This is a genomic window from Arthrobacter sp. JZ12 (assembly GCF_035189165.1).
Lineage (GTDB): Bacteria > Actinomycetota > Actinomycetes > Actinomycetales > Micrococcaceae > Arthrobacter_D.
This window is the reverse complement of the sequence record NZ_CP045246.1, coordinates 1,127,537-1,142,688: the sequence shown is the minus strand read 5'-3', so window position 1 is coordinate 1,142,688 and position 15,152 is coordinate 1,127,537. Positions and strand designations below refer to the sequence as shown.

General features: G+C 65.1%; 15 protein-coding genes. 2 read left to right on the top strand and 13 right to left on the bottom strand.

The annotated features are described in order from the left end of the window. Nucleotides 1-5 precede the first annotated feature (5 nt). Nucleotides 6-548 (bottom strand): AMIN-like domain-containing (lipo)protein, encoded by a 543-nt coding sequence (locus tag GC088_RS05285; RefSeq protein ID WP_323961131.1) that lies wholly within the window; start codon nucleotides 546-548, stop codon nucleotides 6-8. 275 nt (nucleotides 549-823) lie between these two features. Between GC088_RS05285 and GC088_RS05280 the strand changes: the two genes are divergently transcribed. Both GC088_RS05280 and GC088_RS05275 read left to right on the top strand, forming a co-directional pair. Next, complete coding sequence (locus tag GC088_RS05280) at nucleotides 824-1,498, top strand: hypothetical protein (protein WP_323961129.1); 675 nt, start codon at nucleotides 824-826, stop codon at nucleotides 1,496-1,498. Beyond that, on the top strand, nucleotides 1,495-3,843 hold the full coding sequence (locus tag GC088_RS05275; RefSeq protein WP_323961127.1) for a multicopper oxidase domain-containing protein: 2,349 nt from the start codon (nucleotides 1,495-1,497) through the stop codon (nucleotides 3,841-3,843). The genes GC088_RS05280 and GC088_RS05275 overlap by 4 nt, the downstream gene beginning before the upstream one ends. Before the next feature lie 40 nt (nucleotides 3,844-3,883). Here the strand turns inward: GC088_RS05275 and GC088_RS05270 are convergent, their stop codons facing one another. The 12 genes from GC088_RS05270 to GC088_RS05215 form a co-directional block, all read right to left on the bottom strand. Continuing rightward, a complete protein-coding gene (locus GC088_RS05270; protein ID WP_323961125.1) occupies nucleotides 3,884-5,062 on the bottom strand; it encodes a cation:proton antiporter in 1,179 nt (392 codons plus the stop codon). 7 nt (nucleotides 5,063-5,069) lie between these two features. Further along, nucleotides 5,070-5,552, bottom strand: coding sequence for a cation:proton antiporter regulatory subunit (locus GC088_RS05265; RefSeq protein WP_323961123.1), 483 nt, complete (start codon nucleotides 5,550-5,552; stop codon nucleotides 5,070-5,072). Between the two features lie 106 nt (nucleotides 5,553-5,658). After that, on the bottom strand, nucleotides 5,659-6,765 hold the full coding sequence (locus GC088_RS05260) for an NAD(P)/FAD-dependent oxidoreductase (protein ID WP_323961121.1): 1,107 nt from the start codon (nucleotides 6,763-6,765) through the stop codon (nucleotides 5,659-5,661). Nucleotides 6,766-6,787: 22 nt separating this feature from the next. Beyond that, nucleotides 6,788-7,534, bottom strand: coding sequence for a hypothetical protein (locus GC088_RS05255; RefSeq protein ID WP_323961119.1), 747 nt, complete (start codon nucleotides 7,532-7,534; stop codon nucleotides 6,788-6,790). After that, nucleotides 7,531-8,418: an aminoglycoside phosphotransferase family protein gene (locus GC088_RS05250; protein WP_323961951.1), complete on the bottom strand. Its 888-nt coding sequence runs from the start codon at nucleotides 8,416-8,418 to the stop codon at nucleotides 7,531-7,533. Before GC088_RS05250 ends, GC088_RS05255 begins: the two co-directional genes overlap by 4 nt. Before the next feature lie 45 nt (nucleotides 8,419-8,463). Beyond that, nucleotides 8,464-9,978: an Asp-tRNA(Asn)/Glu-tRNA(Gln) amidotransferase subunit GatB gene (gatB, locus tag GC088_RS05245; RefSeq protein WP_323961117.1), complete on the bottom strand. Its 1,515-nt coding sequence runs from the start codon at nucleotides 9,976-9,978 to the stop codon at nucleotides 8,464-8,466. Then, the gene (gatA, locus tag GC088_RS05240) at nucleotides 9,978-11,477 is read right to left on the bottom strand and encodes an Asp-tRNA(Asn)/Glu-tRNA(Gln) amidotransferase subunit GatA (RefSeq protein ID WP_323961115.1); all 1,500 of its coding nucleotides are present in this window, start codon (nucleotides 11,475-11,477) and stop codon (nucleotides 9,978-9,980) included. The genes gatB and gatA overlap by 1 nt, the downstream gene beginning before the upstream one ends. 4 nt (nucleotides 11,478-11,481) lie before the next feature. Then, a complete protein-coding gene (gene gatC, locus GC088_RS05235; protein ID WP_323961113.1) occupies nucleotides 11,482-11,778 on the bottom strand; it encodes an Asp-tRNA(Asn)/Glu-tRNA(Gln) amidotransferase subunit GatC in 297 nt (98 codons plus the stop codon). Nucleotides 11,779-11,821: 43 nt separating this feature from the next. Continuing rightward, entirely contained in the window at nucleotides 11,822-12,349 is a 528-nt protein-coding gene (locus GC088_RS05230) for a GNAT family N-acetyltransferase (RefSeq protein WP_323961111.1), read from the bottom strand. 76 nt (nucleotides 12,350-12,425) lie between these two features. Then, on the bottom strand, nucleotides 12,426-12,917 hold the full coding sequence (locus GC088_RS05225; RefSeq protein WP_323961109.1) for a GNAT family N-acetyltransferase: 492 nt from the start codon (nucleotides 12,915-12,917) through the stop codon (nucleotides 12,426-12,428). Between the two features lie 86 nt (nucleotides 12,918-13,003). Beyond that, entirely contained in the window at nucleotides 13,004-13,465 is a 462-nt protein-coding gene (locus GC088_RS05220; protein ID WP_323961107.1) for a DUF2087 domain-containing protein, read from the bottom strand. Nucleotides 13,466-13,520: 55 nt separating this feature from the next. Next, nucleotides 13,521-15,017 (bottom strand): CitMHS family transporter, encoded by a 1,497-nt coding sequence (locus GC088_RS05215; protein WP_323961105.1) that lies wholly within the window; start codon nucleotides 15,015-15,017, stop codon nucleotides 13,521-13,523. Nucleotides 15,018-15,152 lie beyond the last annotated feature (135 nt).

Sequence of the window (15,152 nt, the reverse complement as noted above, 5' to 3'; positions counted from 1 at the left end):
CCCTGCTACCAGCGGTGGGCCACGTCGATGACGAGACGTGACGAAGTGCCCGGCCCGTTCAGGGTGAACACGCGGAACGGCAACCGTGCCCGGACGCCGAGGCCGAAATTGGTGTGTGCCTCGAAACTGTCGATGTAGGCAACCTGACGGAACGTGGTGAAGCCGGCCACGTTGACTGCTTCCCGACGATTCGCCGGGCGGTAGGTCGCCCTGCCGGACGTGTCGTAGGCGGGCGCGTTGACCGTCACCTGGAGGTCGGCCGCACCGCGGAGCGGCGTGGCGAGGCCGGAGGTCCCGACGACAGCCTTTACGTACCGGACGGTGTAGCCGGCACGGCTGCCGCGGACGTCGATGACCAGACGGTCGAAGCAGGCGTGGCGACCGGCGCGGGCGTTGACCACGGGACCGAAGGACTGGGTTGTGCTGGTCTTCGCCAGCGATCCCCACGTGATACCGCAGAACGGGGCTGCCGAAGCCGGAGCCGGCGCCACCAGGCCGAACCCGACAATGAGGAGCAGGCTCGCCAGCAGCGCACGAATAGTGTGCATGGTGCACCACCTTTCGAAGGAGTAGGTGCACTCATGGTAGGACCGCCTCAACCCGCGGGAGCCTGCGAAGAAAGCATCGGCGCACAACTGTTACTGCAGGCAGCTGATCCCGATTTTCCCCGTCACGATCCGGCCATCATTGCAATCATCCAGTGGCCTCAATGTCACCGACTGCTTCCTGTTCATACGGCGCGCACCCGACGGACAGGTTCAAGTTTTCCTCAAGGTTGCGGGATCACCATGGCGGTTCGAGCTTGTAATTCCGGGGGGAAGAAATGGACTTTTCACTCAAGCTGTTCCAGGAAAATTTGACCCGCCGACAGTTCGGCCTGTTACTCGGTGGAGGTGCGGTCCTCGTGGCCGCAGGTGGAACATACGGCGTCATCGCACACAGCGAAAGCAGCGGAAGCGCACCGCTGAGTTTCGCCACACCTTTCGGCATGGTGATCCTTCGCCGAGCGGGACGCTTCGCACGTCTCGACGCCCAGGGACGCAGGGCACCCAGCAACCTTGCGATGGCCGCTTCCCACTTCAGCGGTCACGGCGGAGCAACCGCCCATCTGCTTGACCAGACACCCGGGACGGTTCCGGTCCTTGAGGACCACAGCCACGGAGGGTCAGCTGTAACAGGCGGCCGGCGGCCGCTGAACCTTACCTGGGCGCACGTGGTGGTTCTGGAGGTGGAAGTGCGGAACGACGGCGCAGCGCCAGTTCTTTTCAGCCCCGGCCAATTGCGGCTCAAGCTCGCACCATCGGAGGTGACCGTCACCCCACAGGACTCGGACCATCCCCCGGGAACAGTCCAGCCACACGCGATCGAGCCCATCCTGATCAGTTACCTTGCCCCTGAGGACTGGACACAGCTTGAGCTCGAGTACACGGATGACGTCAATCTGACCCGCCAGCGGCTCGCCCTGCCGCCGCTTACCGGTACGGCGGTGCTCTCATGAGCCCGCTCACCATGCACATCAATGAAGGCTACCTTCCCATGGTGGACGGGTCGCTGGTGTACCACCGCGGTTTCGGTGACCGGGCCAGCGCTATCTCCGATCCGCAGCCGGCGCTGAAGCTCAGTCCACACGTGTTCACGGCCGACGGGGTGATCATTGCCAGCCGGGCCTATCCGTTGGAGGCAGCAACGCCGGCAAGCGGCCGGCCGGCGCCCCTGCAGGCGGACCCGGAGTATCCGCTGCACTATCTGGCCCGTCGTGCACACTGGGCCAGCTACTTCCCGGAGCGGACGCTCATAGCGGAAGCCGGGAGCACGATCAGCATTCAGCTGCACAACAACCTTGCGCAGCCGCATTCCCTCCGCTTTCATAGCGCCGGCCCGGCTGGGGAAGATGTCACCAGCCCGGCGGTTCCGCCCGGCGGGACAACCCTGCTGACCTTCGACGCCCCTGAGCCTGGTACGTACCTATTCTCGGATCCTGTGAACGCGCCCGTCGAGCGGACCCTGGGGCTCTATGGTGCATTGGTGGTTATCGACCCCGAGAACGCGTGGCGCCTCAGCGCCGACGGAGCGGAGTTCGAGCGCCAATGGTTGTGGATGTGCCACGATGTGGAACCGAATTGGGCACGGATAGCCGCGTCCGGACAGACCGTCGATCCAGTGACCACCCCGGCGGTGCCCCGTTATTTCACCTTGAACGGGTATGCCGGCTTCCAGTCCCTCGCTCTCACTACCGACAATGAGTTCAACACACGCCGGAAGGAAGACACGTTGCCGTCCGGGCTCCCTCGGGAAACCGACGTACGGAACTTCAGTGCCTCTCCAGGACCCGGCGCCATTCGCACCGGTCACCTCATGCGGATGGTGAATGCCGGGGTCGCGGACCACCAGTTGCACTATCACGGCAACCATGTCTGGACCGTGCGTGCCGACGGCGTGGACTTCCCACGCATCAACGGCGTCGTCAGCCCGGTGGGGGACGTCCTTTTGCAGCAGTGGGAGGACACCATTCAACTGCAGCCGCTGCAACGCAAGGAAGCCATACTTCCGATGCGCCGCCCGCCCGAAGTGACCGATGAGGTCTGGAACGCCAGGCAGGAGGAATGGGTCTATCCAATGCACTGCCACGCCGAGCCTTCACAGACTGCAGCCGGCGGACTGTACCCCGGCGGACTGCTCGCAGACTGGATACTCGCAGAGGACACAACACCCGAATCGGGACTGCCTGGAACCGCGGCTGATGATCCTCACCACGTGTTTCGCAGCCAGGTGGACTTTGCTTCAGACCAGCCGCATGAAGGCAGTCCCGAGACGGAGTTCCCGCTTCGACCGGACGTCTCCATGGAGCTCGATTTCTTCAGCCGGGATCTCGAGTTCCCGGACGGCGCCGAGTACGAGGTCTGGTCTTTCGAGAATGACAAGTCCGGACGCCAACTTCCCGGCCCTACGGTGAGGATCACGGAGGGGCAAATCTTCCACGGAACCATCAAGCCCAGCAAGAACGTCCACACCGTTCACTGGCACGGGATCGAACCGGACCCCCGGAACGATGGAGTGGGCCACACTTCCTACGAGGTGACGGGACATTACACCTACCAGTGGCGCCCCGATGCCGCTGAATTCGGCAACCCCAACCGGGGCTCCGCGGGAACCTATTTCTATCACTGCCACGTCAATACGCCGCTCCACGTGCAGATGGGCATGTTCGGTGCCATTGTGGTGGACCCACCCGTCGATCCAGCGAATCCGGCACCTGCCGGCGCCCGTCGGCACTCCTCGCAGGGCCCGTTCTACGACATCGCGACCGAGACCCTGATTGGGCCGTACTCAATCGATCCGCGGTGGCACGAACTCAACCACGCAGCGGGACTCTCCGGTGAGGATGTGGGACTCAATCACTTCGTGCCCAGGAACTTCTACCTGCTCGGCGGCGTCATACCCGCCCGCCCCAATGACGACCGGGTGTGGGCGATCTCGTCGATGCGCGCCAATGTGGTCGGGCCGGAGAGATATCCCACCCTGGTGCGATTTATGAACATCGATTATTTCCCGACCGTGACGAGATTCTTCGATGGGGCCGGAAACCCGGCACCGATCGCGCAACTGGTTGCACACGACGGACGCCCTTTTTGGAACACTCCTGATCCGGAAGGTCCTGCCACGCAACCCTCTGAAACCGGGGACCAGCTGTTGACCAGCATCATCAAATCGGGGGCAGCAGAGAAGTTTGATCTGCTGCTGCGGCCACCGACGCCGGGAACGTACACGATCGCCGTCGACTTCCTGCACTGGATCACCAGCGAAGTCCTCGCGACGCGCACCGTGACAGTCACAGCCAGTTAGCACCGCAAGCTGCCCCCGGCGCCCTGGCCAAGGGGGAAGCCTATGCGGGTTGCGGCGCTCTTCGGAGCAGGAGGTTCATGGCTGGCTCGGCAAGGCGCGCGGCAATGGGCCCGAGCACGGCCATGAACAGCACGTAGGCCGTGGCGAGCGCTGCGAGCTCACCGTCTACGGCACCTGAGCCCACGGCCAGGCCGGCGATGACGATGGAGAACTCACCGCGGGCGATCAACGCTGCCCCCGCGCGTGCCCGTCCCAGCCGCCCGACACCCTGCTGTTTTGCTGCCCACCACCCGGTGATTACCTTCGTTGCGGCGGTCAGTACGGCGAGCAGGAGGGCATAACCGAGGACAGGTGGGATGCTGGCCGGATCCGTGTTGAGACCGAATGCCACGAAGAAGACACCGGCGAAGAGGTCCCGCAACGGTTCCAGGAGACGGGCGGCGTTGGTGGCCGTTGCACCCGAGATGGCGATCCCCAGCAGGAAGGCGCCGACTGCCGCAGAGACCTGCATTGCGGACGCGATTCCGGCAACCAGGAGCGCTCCCCCGATCAGCGTCAACAGGAAGACCTCCCGGTCTTTCGAGTCCACGATTGCGGACACCGTAGGGCCGAACCGAAGGGCTATAACCAACACGGCGGTGACTACCAGCAGGGAGATTCCTACTGCCGTAAGTCCTCCAGCGAAGCTGACTCCCGCAAGCACGGTGGTGAGGATGGGCAGGTACACGGCCATTGCCAGGTCCTCGAAAACCAGCAGTGAGAGGATCACGGGGGTTTCTCGGTTTCCGAGCCGGCCCAGGTCGGTCAGCACTTTGGCGATGATGCCGGAGGATGAGATGTAGGTGACTCCACCGAGGACCAGGGCGCCGATCGCACCCCAGCCGAGCACCAGCGCGATCAGCACACCGGGAAGGAAGTTCAGCACGATATCCAGCAGGCCCGCCATCCAGGACTGCTTCAGGCCCGTCATAAGCTCGCCCGCAGTGTATTCGAGTCCCAGCAGCAGGAGCAGCAGGATGACCCCGATCTCACTTGCGATGGTGCTGAACTCGGCGAGTCCGTCGAGCTCGATCAGTCCGCCGTGCCCGAAGAACAGTCCGCCGACGAGGTAGAAGGGTATGGGAGACAGACCGATCCGCCCTGCAAGCCGTCCGAGAAGACCCAGCCCGAGAAACACTGCTCCAAGTTGGATGAGAACCAGCGCGCTGTGACTTCCCACGGGCGGTTCAGTCGGCGCGAAGGATCTCGGCGGCGGCGTCGAGTCCCTCCGACGTACCTACCGCAACCAGCAGGTCGCCTGCTGCAAGGGTGAAGTCGGGAGTGGGTGACGCCTGGACTTGTCCGCGTCGCAGGATGGCAACAATGGAGACGCTGGTTCGGGTGCGAAGCTTGGTGTCGCCAAGCTTCCGCCCGTCATAGGGAGAGTCGACGTCGATGAGGATCTGCCGGGTGTTGACTCCCGGCAGATCGCGGTGCTCCTCGGTCAGCTGGGCAACAAGAGTGTGTGCTCCCAGCAGGTTTCCAAGGGTGGATGCCTCTTCCGACGTCAGCGGGATCGAGGCAAGGCAGGCATCGGGGTCATCAACCCGCGAGATGATTAGCTCGGTGTCACCGTCGCGCTGGATCACAGTCCCGATCCGGCGGCCAGAAGCAGTCACAATATCCTTGCGAACGCCGATTCCAGGTAACGGCGTTTCTTCAACCTTCATGCTTCCACTCTAGTCCTGTGCTGCCCGCCCGGAGCGCCGGGATCCGTCCACCTATGGCGAAACATCGGCTCCCCTGGCACATGCCGCTCACCGCCTCCTCTGGTGCTCAACGGCGGGGTGCGAGGGCAGCCGCGATATCAGCACCGCAGGCGCGTCCGGGTCCGCTACCGGTGATCAGTCCCGCTGCCAACTCGGCAATGCCTGCTGAAGTCTGGAAGCCGTAGCCGCCCTGGCCCGCCAGCCAGAAGAACCCGTCGGCGTCCCGGTCGAATCCTACGACCGGCAGTCCGTCCGCCACCTGGGTGCGCAGACCGGTCCAGGCGCGCCGCACCCCGCTGATGCCGAGACTGGTCAACCGGTTCAGGCGCGAGATGAGCGCCTCGATGTCCCCGGGTCGCGGCTGTGCATCCTCGGGAACGCTGGGTACCGATTCCGAAGGCGAGATGAGCAGAGCGTCGCCGTCGGGGCGGAAATAGAAGCTGTCGTCTGCAGCCGCGACCATGGGGGCACCGGGCCCGGGAAGGCTGCCGGCGTCGACGATTGCCGCCGTGCGGCGGTACGGCCGCATGCCCTGGGTGGATACCCCGGAGAGCACCGCGAGTTCGTCCGCCCATGCGCCCGCTGCATTGACGACGACGGCGGCCTGCAGTGACTGTCCGCCCGCCCCGACCTCCCAGGCGGTCCGCAACCGCTGAACCGAGTGGACCGGCGCTCCCGTCAGGATTGCGATCCCGCCGGCATCGGCTGTGGAGCGGTGGTACTCGAGCAGTGCGTCTGTGTTGCACCCCACGGCGGTGGTGTCCAGGCCGGCCGCGTCGAAACCAGCGCCGGCATTTGAGGGCGCGATCTGCGGACACAGTTCCACCGCATCTCCCCACGGTATCCGCTCCATGGCACCGCTGGCGCGGGAGTCGACGTCGTTCTCTGATCCGATCAGCAGGAAGCTTCGCGGCGAGAGGATCGGGAGTTCCGGATCGCGGTCGATGTCCCGGACAAGGTGCAGGGTGCGCTCTGTCAGCCGCTGGATTTCCGGCGGTCCGTAGCTGGGGATGAGCTGTCGGGCGGACCGCGAGGACGTGTGGTAGGCGAGGGTTTGTTCGCCCTCCACCAACGTGACCCGTAGGCTCACCCGGTCATTGGAAGCCAGGGCAGAGGCAAGCGACAGTCCCGCGATGCCGCCGCCCACAATGACGATGTCAGCTGTTTCAGCCATAGCCTTCCAACTCCCCCTGGGTCTACTCCCGCAGTGTCACACACAGTACCGAGGCGTCGTCGGCCGATTCGCCGATCTCCTCCTGGGTGGTTCGCAGCATCAGCATAAGCTCGAGCGCCCCCATCGGCGTCTGCACCGCGTCGAGAAAGTCAGCCGGCCCGCTGACGACGCCGAGGTCCACAGCCCGCCAGGCCCCGTCGGAGGCGAGGGCAACGGTATGACCGGGACCCAGTTCGGTGAGGCGTGCGTGCTGGGCCGCCGCGGACTCCCGTCGGGCGACCCAGAGCCCGCCGGGCGTATTCCGTTTTAGTCGGTCCTGGCGCAACTGCTCGCGCGTCCAGGACGACGGCGCCTGCAGCGGATGCCCTACATGCGCCACTTCGCCGTCATTCAAGGCAGCCACGACGTGGCAATCAGCGAGGCTGAGGACGGAAAGGGCGCCGTCGTCGTCAGCTGTCACCAGTGAAACTGCGGCGCTTGGAAAGCGCTGGGACTCCGGTCCCACCAGCTGGCGGCCAAGTTCGTCCACGCCGGCTAGCGCGCCCGCCAGCACTGTCCGCGGATTCGCGGGGCCGGCGTTTTCGGCGAGGGCGAGATTGAGCACCTGCGCATACCAGGAAGGGTTGGAGGCGGCGGGAAGGTCGAGTTCGTCCAGAAGGGAGGTGGCGCCGTCGATCATCCAGGCTGCATTGCCGCGATAGCCGCAGGCGTCCTCCTGGATGTGTCCATCGCCCTCGGTCTGCACCCGGGAGACGTGGGAGAACCTCATGCGGTCCTCCCGTCGTCGGTCAGGACCTCGGAGAGTACAGCCAGTCCCATGCTGCGGAAGGCCGGGTGGTCATCCGACATGGCGGCCAGTGCGCTGCCCATGCAGAGTGCCCAGCCCCGCGCACGCTGCCACGTTTCGGCGTCAGTCCGGCGTTCCCGATTGATCCGGTCCATGAACTTGCCGCGACCGCCGCGGTCAAACACCATCCACGCTGCCGCCAGGTCCGTGGCCGGATCCCCTGAGGCCAGGTCGCCGAAGTCGAGGACAGCGGCAAGATGGCCATGTCCCGTAAGGAGCAGGTTCCCGGCATGCAGGTCCCCGTGAAGCCACATCGGCGGACCCTGCCACTCCGGGATGCTACAAAGCTCCCTCCACAGGGCAAGGAGGTCCGATGGCAGGGCCGCGGCCGCGAGCCTCTCCTCGACCGCACCGCTACGGGAGGACAGCTTTCCTCCTCGCACAGGGTTGCGCGGGGCATCGGCGGGCGCCGGCCGGTGAATCGAGAGGACAAATTCGGCCAGATCCTCCGCCGCCGCGGACCGTCCGGCGGGCGGCACCTCGATCGCCGGAATTCCCTTCAGCCAAGGGGTGATGCTCCAGTTCCAGGGGAAGTACGACGACGGCACGCCCGTGCGTACCGGCACCGGCGTCGCGATCGCCAAGCCGCGGGACAGCTCCGGCAGCCAGCGTTGTTCGTTACGAATCAGTTCGGCCGCCGCCTGCCGACGAGGCAGGCGGACGGCGAAGTCGGAACTGAGCCGAAAGATCGCGTTATCCCAGCCGTTGGCAACGAGCTCCAGCGGGAGCCCGACCAGATCGGGATGCTGTTCCGCGAGGAGGCGCAGCACCAGCGAGGGAGAGATTTCCACCTCGGCTGCCGGCATATTTGCCACTGATGCGCCTCCTGCGGTTCGCTCCTTAAGGCGTTCCTAGCCTTCGACGCCGAGGCGCTCCAGGATAAGCTGACGCACTCGTCCGGCGTCGGCCTGGCCGCGGGTTGCCTTCATGACGCCGCCGACGATGGCTCCGACCGCCTGCAGCTTTCCGCCACGGATCTTGTCGGCAACGTCCGGCTGCGCGGCGAGTGCGCCGTCGATCGCTTCCAGGAGGGCGCCGTCGTCGGACACGACCTCCAGGCCGCGCTGCGCCACCACTTCTGTGGGTGTGCCCTCACCTGCCAGGACGCCGTCCAGCACCTCGCGGGAAAGCTTGTCGTTGATCTTGCCCGAATCGATGAGACCCTGCAGCTCCACGATCAGCGCCGGGGTGACGCCCAATTCGGCGGGTTCGACGTCGGCCACCTTCGCGCGGCGCGAGATCTCTCCCATCCACCACTTGCGGGCGACGGCGGGCTTGACGCCCGCGGCGACGGTCTCCTCAATGGAGTCCATGACCCCGGCGTTCACGACGTCGCGGAACTCGGCGTCCGAGTAGCCCCAGTCGGTCTGCAGCCGCTTGCGGCGGGCGGCCGGCGGCTCGGGCAGTTCGCTGCGGAGCTTCTCGATCCACGCGTCGTCCGTGACGACTGGCACCAGGTCCGGCTCCGGGAAGTAGCGGTAGTCGTCGGCGTCGGACTTGGGACGTCCCGCCGTCGTCGACCGCGTGTCCTCGTGCCAGTGGCGGGTTTCCTGCGTGATGCTGCCGCCGGCGTCGAGCACTGCGGCGTGGCGCTGGATCTCGTAGCGGACAGCGTGCTCGACGGCGCGCAGCGAGTTCACGTTCTTGGTCTCGGTGCGGATGCCGAACTTCTCCTGGCCCTTGGGCTTGAGGGAGACGTTGGCGTCACAGCGGACGTTGCCCCGCTCCATGCGCGCATCCGAAACGCCGAGGTTCTTCACGATCTCGCGGATGGCCGCGACGTACGCCTTGGCGAGTTCGGGCGCACGCTCGCCGGCGCCGACGATGGGCTTGGTCACGATCTCCACCAGGGGAACGCCTGCGCGGTTGTAGTCCACAAGCGAGAACTCGGCACCCTGGATACGCCCGGTGGAACCACCCATGTGGGTGAGCTTTCCGGCGTCCTCTTCCATGTGCGCCCGCTCGATCTCGACGGTGAACACTGTGCCGTCAGCGAGTTCGATGTCGATGTGCCCGTCATAGGCGATCGGCTCGTCGTACTGCGAGGTTTGGAAGTTCTTCGGGGTATCCGGATAGAAGTAGTTCTTCCGGGCGAAGTGGCACTTCTCTGCGATCTTGCAGTTCAGCGCAAGGCCGATCTTGATGGAGGATTCCACCGCCACGCGGTTGATCACCGGAAGGACCCCCGGCAGGCCCAGGTCCACCGGCGTCACATTGGTATTCGGGTGGTCGCCGAAGGCATTGGGCGCCGAGGAGAACATCTTGGTGCGCGTGTTCAGCTCAACGTGCACCTCGAACCCCAGTACCGGGTCGAACTTCTCCATAGCCTCATCGAAGGACAGGATTTCGGCGGTTTCAGTAGTCATTACTTCACTCCAGCGATCTCTGGTGCCTGTGCCAGCAGCGGCGCACCCCAGGTGTTTTCGAGCAGCGTCTCGAGCGCGGCGCCGGCACGGTACAGGCGGGCATCCTGCCGTGCGGGGGCCAGGAACTGGATGCCCACGGGCAGTCCGTCAGCGAGTCCACCGGGCACGGAGATACCGGGAACACCGGCCATGTTGGCCGGGATGGTGGCTACGTCATTCAGGTACATCGCCAGCGGGTCGTCCAGCTTCTCCCCCAGCTTGAACGCAGTGGTGGGAGCGGTGGGCGAGATCAGCACGTCGGCCTTCTGGAAGGCGGCGTCGAAGTCGCGCTGGATCAGGGTTCGGACCTTCTGCGCGGAGCCGTAGTAGGCGTCGTAGTAGCCGGCGCTCAGCGCGTAGGTACCCAGGATGATGCGGCGCTTGACCTCGTCGCCGAAGCCGGCCGCCCGGGTGGCGCCCATGACGCGCTCAATGGTGGGTGCACCGTCCGGCACAACGCGCAGTCCGAACCGGACGCCGTCGTACTTGGCAAGGTTGCTCGACGCTTCCGAAGGCATGATGAGGTAGTACGCGCCCAGCGCGTACTTGAAGTTGGGGCAGGAAACCTCAACGACGTCGGCGCCCGCCTGGCGCAGCAGGTCCAGTGCTTCGTCGAAGCGCGCCTGCACGCCGTCCTGGTACCCCTCGCCCTGGAGCTCGGTGATGACGCCGATGCGCATGCCCTTGACGTCCGCGTTGCGGGCGGCTTCGACCAGGGCGCCGACAGGATCGGTCAGTGACGTGGAGTCGTGGGGGTCATGGCCGCCGATGACCTCGTGCAGCATTGCCGAGTCCAGCACCGTGCGCGTCACCGGGCCGATTTGGTCAAGCGAGGAAGCCATGGCGATGGCGCCGTAGCGGGACACCCCACCGTAGGTCGGCTTGACGCCGACGGTGCCGGTCACGGCGCCCGGCTGGCGGATCGACCCGCCGGTGTCGGTGCCGAGGGCCAGCGGAGCCTCGAAGGCTGCCACCGCAGCAGCTGAGCCACCGCCGGATCCGCCGGGGATGCGGTCAAGGTCCCACGGGTTGCGGGTGGGTCCGTAGGCCGAGTGCTCGGTGGAGGAGCCCATGGCGAACTCGTCCAGGTTGGTCTTGCCGAGGATCGGCATCTTGGCCTCGCGAAGCTTCCGGACTACGGTCGCGTCATACGGGCTGTGCCAACCCTCGAGGATCTTGGAACCGGCCGTGGTGGGCTGGCCCTTGGTGACTATGAGGTCCTTGACTGCGATGGGCACGCCGGCGAGCGGGTGCATGGCGTCTCCGAGGGACCTTTCCTTGTCGACCTCGGATGCGACCCGCAAAGCCTCCTCCGTGTTGACGTGGAGGAACGCGTTGATCGCCGGGTCAACCTCGCCGATACGGTCGAGGTGTGCCTCTACTGCTTCTACCGCTGATACCTCGCGGGAGGTGAGCTTCTCCGCCAGTTGGGCGGCGCTGAGCCTGGTGAGATCTGTCATCGGGTTACTCCTCATCCAGGATTGCCGGGACCTTGAAGCGTCCGTCAGCCTGGTCCGGAGCTCCACTGAGCGCCTCATCGTTGCTGAGGGTGTCACCGATGACGTCGTCGCGGTACACGTTGCTCAGCGGGATGGGGTGGCTGGTTGCCGGAACGTCGTCGCCGGCTGCCTCGCTGACTGCCTTCACGGAGTCGACAATGACGGCGAGTTCGCCGGCCATCCGGTCCAGCTCCTCCGTACTCATGTCGATGTGGGCGAGCCGCGCCAGGTGCGCGACCTCCTCACGGGTGATCTCGGGCATGTTTCTCCAGGATCTTGGGGTGGGCTGGGTTTCGGGTTCTAGTCTATGCGTGACCGGGAACAGTACTGGACTGGTGCAACGGCAGGCGGAACACCCACAGCTCGATGTCCTCTCCCGGTACCAGCCAGTCCCGGCTCGGCACGCGCTGGAAACCGAGCGACTCGTAGAGACGGTGGGCACGGACCATGTCCGTGCCGCTGGTGAGGCTGACCGCCTCGATGCCCTCGAGGCTGCGAGCATACTCGATGATCCACTCGACCATCCGGCGGCCGTAGCCGCCGCGCTGCGCTGCCGGATCCACGGCCAGCATACGGAACTCCAATTCACCCGCGATGGCGATATCGGTGTAGCGCTGCCCTTCGAAGGTCACGGCAAAGGAACCGACGACGACGCCGTCATCCTCCGCGACCCACACCTGGGCATGCTCGGCACGGTGCTCGACGTCAGCCAGCACCTGCACGTAGGGGTGATCGGCGGCGTCGAAGTAGCCCGCGTGCAGGTACGCATCGCGCGTGATCCGGCGGACGTCGTCGTAATCTGCCGGCGTGGCACGACGGATGGTGAAAGTCATGGGTAAGGCCTCTTGCAATGGAAAGGGCGCGGAAATGCGCCTAACCATTGTGCCCCGATCAGAGGCGCAGCAATGCCTAGAGTGCCAGCTTGTACACGTGGAGCGCGAAGGAATCCGTCAGCATGAAGTCCCGCGCCGGGATCCGGGTGAAGTTCATCTCCTCATACAGCTTGTGCTGTCCGTCCATTTGAGGCGCGATGGTCAACACCACTCCGGACACTTCGGGATCCTGCCGGGCGTGGTCGATGACCGCCTGCACCAGGTGATGCGCAATTCCCTGATGCTGGTAGTCGGGCGCCACAGCGAGCATCCGGAACTCGAGCTCGCCGTCGTGGGCCACGTCGCTGAAGTCACCCCCCGGCCGGGTGAGGAACACTGATCCCACAATCTTGCCGTCCGCCTCGGCCACCAGCAGCGATGACCCGGACGTGCCCTCCTCCAGTGCTGCGAGGATGTGGTTGTAGGCGTATTCGTCGTCGACGTACCCGGCATCCGAGTATGCATCGACCGTGATGCGCCTGATGTCTCCGAAGTCGCTTTTGCTGGCCTGCCGAACTGTAATGTCCACGAACGCCTCCTCCTGCGTTGGACGACCGATAGTTAGAGGGTGACAGACAAAAGCCGCGGCGGACCCGGAGCAATGCAACAATCAGATTAATCTTCGCTGCGTGCGGCCCGTCGGTAGCCCGTTCCATCGGCATTCCGCTCCAGGTATCCGTAGTCGACAAGCGCCCGCCTCAACGTCGGGATGTCCCTGGTGACGGTCGCGATGAGAAGGTTCACGGTCGGCTCATCCAGTTCCCGATCCGCTGGGAAGAGCCGGTCGGCGAGGTGCTCCAGAACCGACTGCCGGTCCACATGCCCGGCGGGTAGTCCGTCGAGCATGCCGTTTCGAAAGAAGCGGTCCACTCCCTCCGGCCGGGGACGGGCGGAGGCGGCAAGCAGCTCGGAGAACACACCGCCGTCCACTCTCCCCTCCGGTAAAAGGAGGCCCGCCTCGGTCAGCTTTCGGCGCGCCCGCGGGTCCGCATCGAGTTCCTGACCGAGGACCGCCCGGGCGTAGGCTTCCCGCAGCCCGGGCGAGGCAAGGGTTGAGAGGACTTTTTGCCAGCTCATGGATGTTTCGGCCTCCTCGACAGCGCAGGAGTTGGAGGAAAGCGGGAGCTTCAGGCTAGCCGATGCCGATGGCCCCAGTCAGCATTCCGACCCCGAGCATGACCAGGGAAACTACGGCGCTGCGCCACAGCACCTTCTTGTGGTGATCGCCCAGGTCGACCTTGGCCAGTGACACCAGGAGCAGGATCGCGGGCACCAACGGGCTCTGCATATGGAAGGGCTGTCCCGTGATGGAAGCGCGGGCCATTTCCGCTGCGCTGATGCCGTAGTGGCCGGCCGTCTCGCTCAGAATGGGCAGCACGCCGAAGTAGAACGCGTCGTTACTCATGAAGAACGTCATCGGGATGCTCAGGACACCGGTGATGACTGCCAGGAACGGTCCCATGCTGGTCGGGATGATCTGCACCAGCCAGGCCGACATGGCCTCCACCATTCCGGTACCGGTGAGCACGCCGGTGAGGACGGCAGCTGCCATGACCATGCTGACGACGGCAACGATCGACGGCGCGTGAGCCACCAACTGGGCACTCTGGTCCTTGACGTGTGGGAAGTTCACCAGCAGCGCGATGGCGGAACCGACCATGAAAACGTAAGGCAGGGGCACCAGGTCCGCGATGAGCATTCCCATTACGGCGACTGTGAGGGCGAGGTTGAACCACTGCAGCCGGGGACGGAGGGTCTTGCGGTTCGGGTCCAGGGCGGTGCCCTGCAGGGCGTTCCCGCCGTCTTCGGTCGGATCGCTCAGATCAGAGGAGAGACCACCGTTGCGTTCCAGCACTGCCACGGACGAGTCTCCGACGGCGGGGCCGCCCACCGGGGCGGTTCCGCCGGGATGGCCCTTGCGTCCCCTGCCAGCGGAAGAGCCACCGACGCCGGTACCGCCCGCGGGGGCGCCGTCGTCGTTCGCGGAACGGGTTCCCCAGATCTCCGGCTGGGTGGCACGGAGGCGATTGCGCTCCTGGATGCCAAGCAGCCACGCGAACCCGAGGACCACTGCGATACCTACCAGCAGTGCGGGAAGCATCGGAACAAACACGTCATTGACCTCGAGGCCCAGCGCGGTGGCGGCGCGGGCGGTAGGACCGCCCCACGGCAGGATATTCATGGTTCCGTTGGCCAGGCCGGCCACACAGGTGAGGACCACCGGGCTCATCTTCAGGCGAAGGTAGATCGGCAGCATCGCGGCTGTGGTGAGGATGAAGGTGGTGGAGCCGTCGCCGTCTAGCGATACCGCTGCCGCAAGCAGTGCGGTACCGAGAACCACCTTGGCAGGGTCGTTGCCGAGCTTGCGCAGGATGAACCGGACCAGCGGGTCGAAGAGACCCACATCGATCATCAGCCCGAAGTAGATGATGGCGAACATCAGCAGTGCTGCTGTCGAGGTCATGGAGGCCATCGACTCCATCACCATGTCTCCGATGCCAAGCCCGGCACCGGCGAAAAGTCCAAAGACTGTGGGGACGATGATCAACGCCAGCACAGGCGTCAACTTCTTCGTCATGATCAGCACCATGAATACCGCAATCATTGCGAATCCAAGCAATACCAGCACGGCCGGCTCCTTCTTTGTGAACGGCGGCACAGCGTTGTGACGCGTGCTACAGACTGTAGGGTGACCGCTGTCACGGTCCTGCCTTTGGCAGAATTGATTGGCATACTGCTTATTGCGAGCATTTTGCTCATTCTG

Excerpts from the sequence above, each read along its gene's own strand:
- GC088_RS05230 (WP_323961111.1), bottom strand. The coding sequence starts at position 12,349 with ATGACTTTCACCATCCGTCGTGCCACGCCGGCAGATTACGACGACGTC.
- GC088_RS05275 (WP_323961127.1), top strand. The coding sequence starts at position 1,495 with ATGAGCCCGCTCACCATGCACATCAATGAAGGCTACCTTCCCATGGTG.
- gatC (WP_323961113.1), bottom strand. The coding sequence starts at position 11,778 with ATGCCCGAGATCACCCGTGAGGAGGTCGCGCACCTGGCGCGGCTCGCC.
- gatA (WP_323961115.1), bottom strand. The coding sequence starts at position 11,477 with ATGACAGATCTCACCAGGCTCAGCGCCGCCCAACTGGCGGAGAAGCTC.
- gatB (WP_323961117.1), bottom strand. The coding sequence starts at position 9,978 with ATGACTACTGAAACCGCCGAAATCCTGTCCTTCGATGAGGCTATGGAG.
- GC088_RS05280 (WP_323961129.1), top strand. The coding sequence starts at position 824 with ATGGACTTTTCACTCAAGCTGTTCCAGGAAAATTTGACCCGCCGACAG.
- GC088_RS05220 (WP_323961107.1), bottom strand. The coding sequence starts at position 13,465 with ATGAGCTGGCAAAAAGTCCTCTCAACCCTTGCCTCGCCCGGGCTGCGG.
- GC088_RS05265 (WP_323961123.1), bottom strand. The coding sequence starts at position 5,552 with ATGAAGGTTGAAGAAACGCCGTTACCTGGAATCGGCGTTCGCAAGGAT.
- GC088_RS05260 (WP_323961121.1), bottom strand. The coding sequence starts at position 6,765 with ATGGCTGAAACAGCTGACATCGTCATTGTGGGCGGCGGCATCGCGGGA.
- GC088_RS05285 (WP_323961131.1), bottom strand. The coding sequence starts at position 548 with ATGCACACTATTCGTGCGCTGCTGGCGAGCCTGCTCCTCATTGTCGGG.
- GC088_RS05255 (WP_323961119.1), bottom strand. The coding sequence starts at position 7,534 with ATGAGGTTCTCCCACGTCTCCCGGGTGCAGACCGAGGGCGATGGACAC.
- GC088_RS05250 (WP_323961951.1), bottom strand. The coding sequence starts at position 8,418 with ATGCCGGCAGCCGAGGTGGAAATCTCTCCCTCGCTGGTGCTGCGCCTC.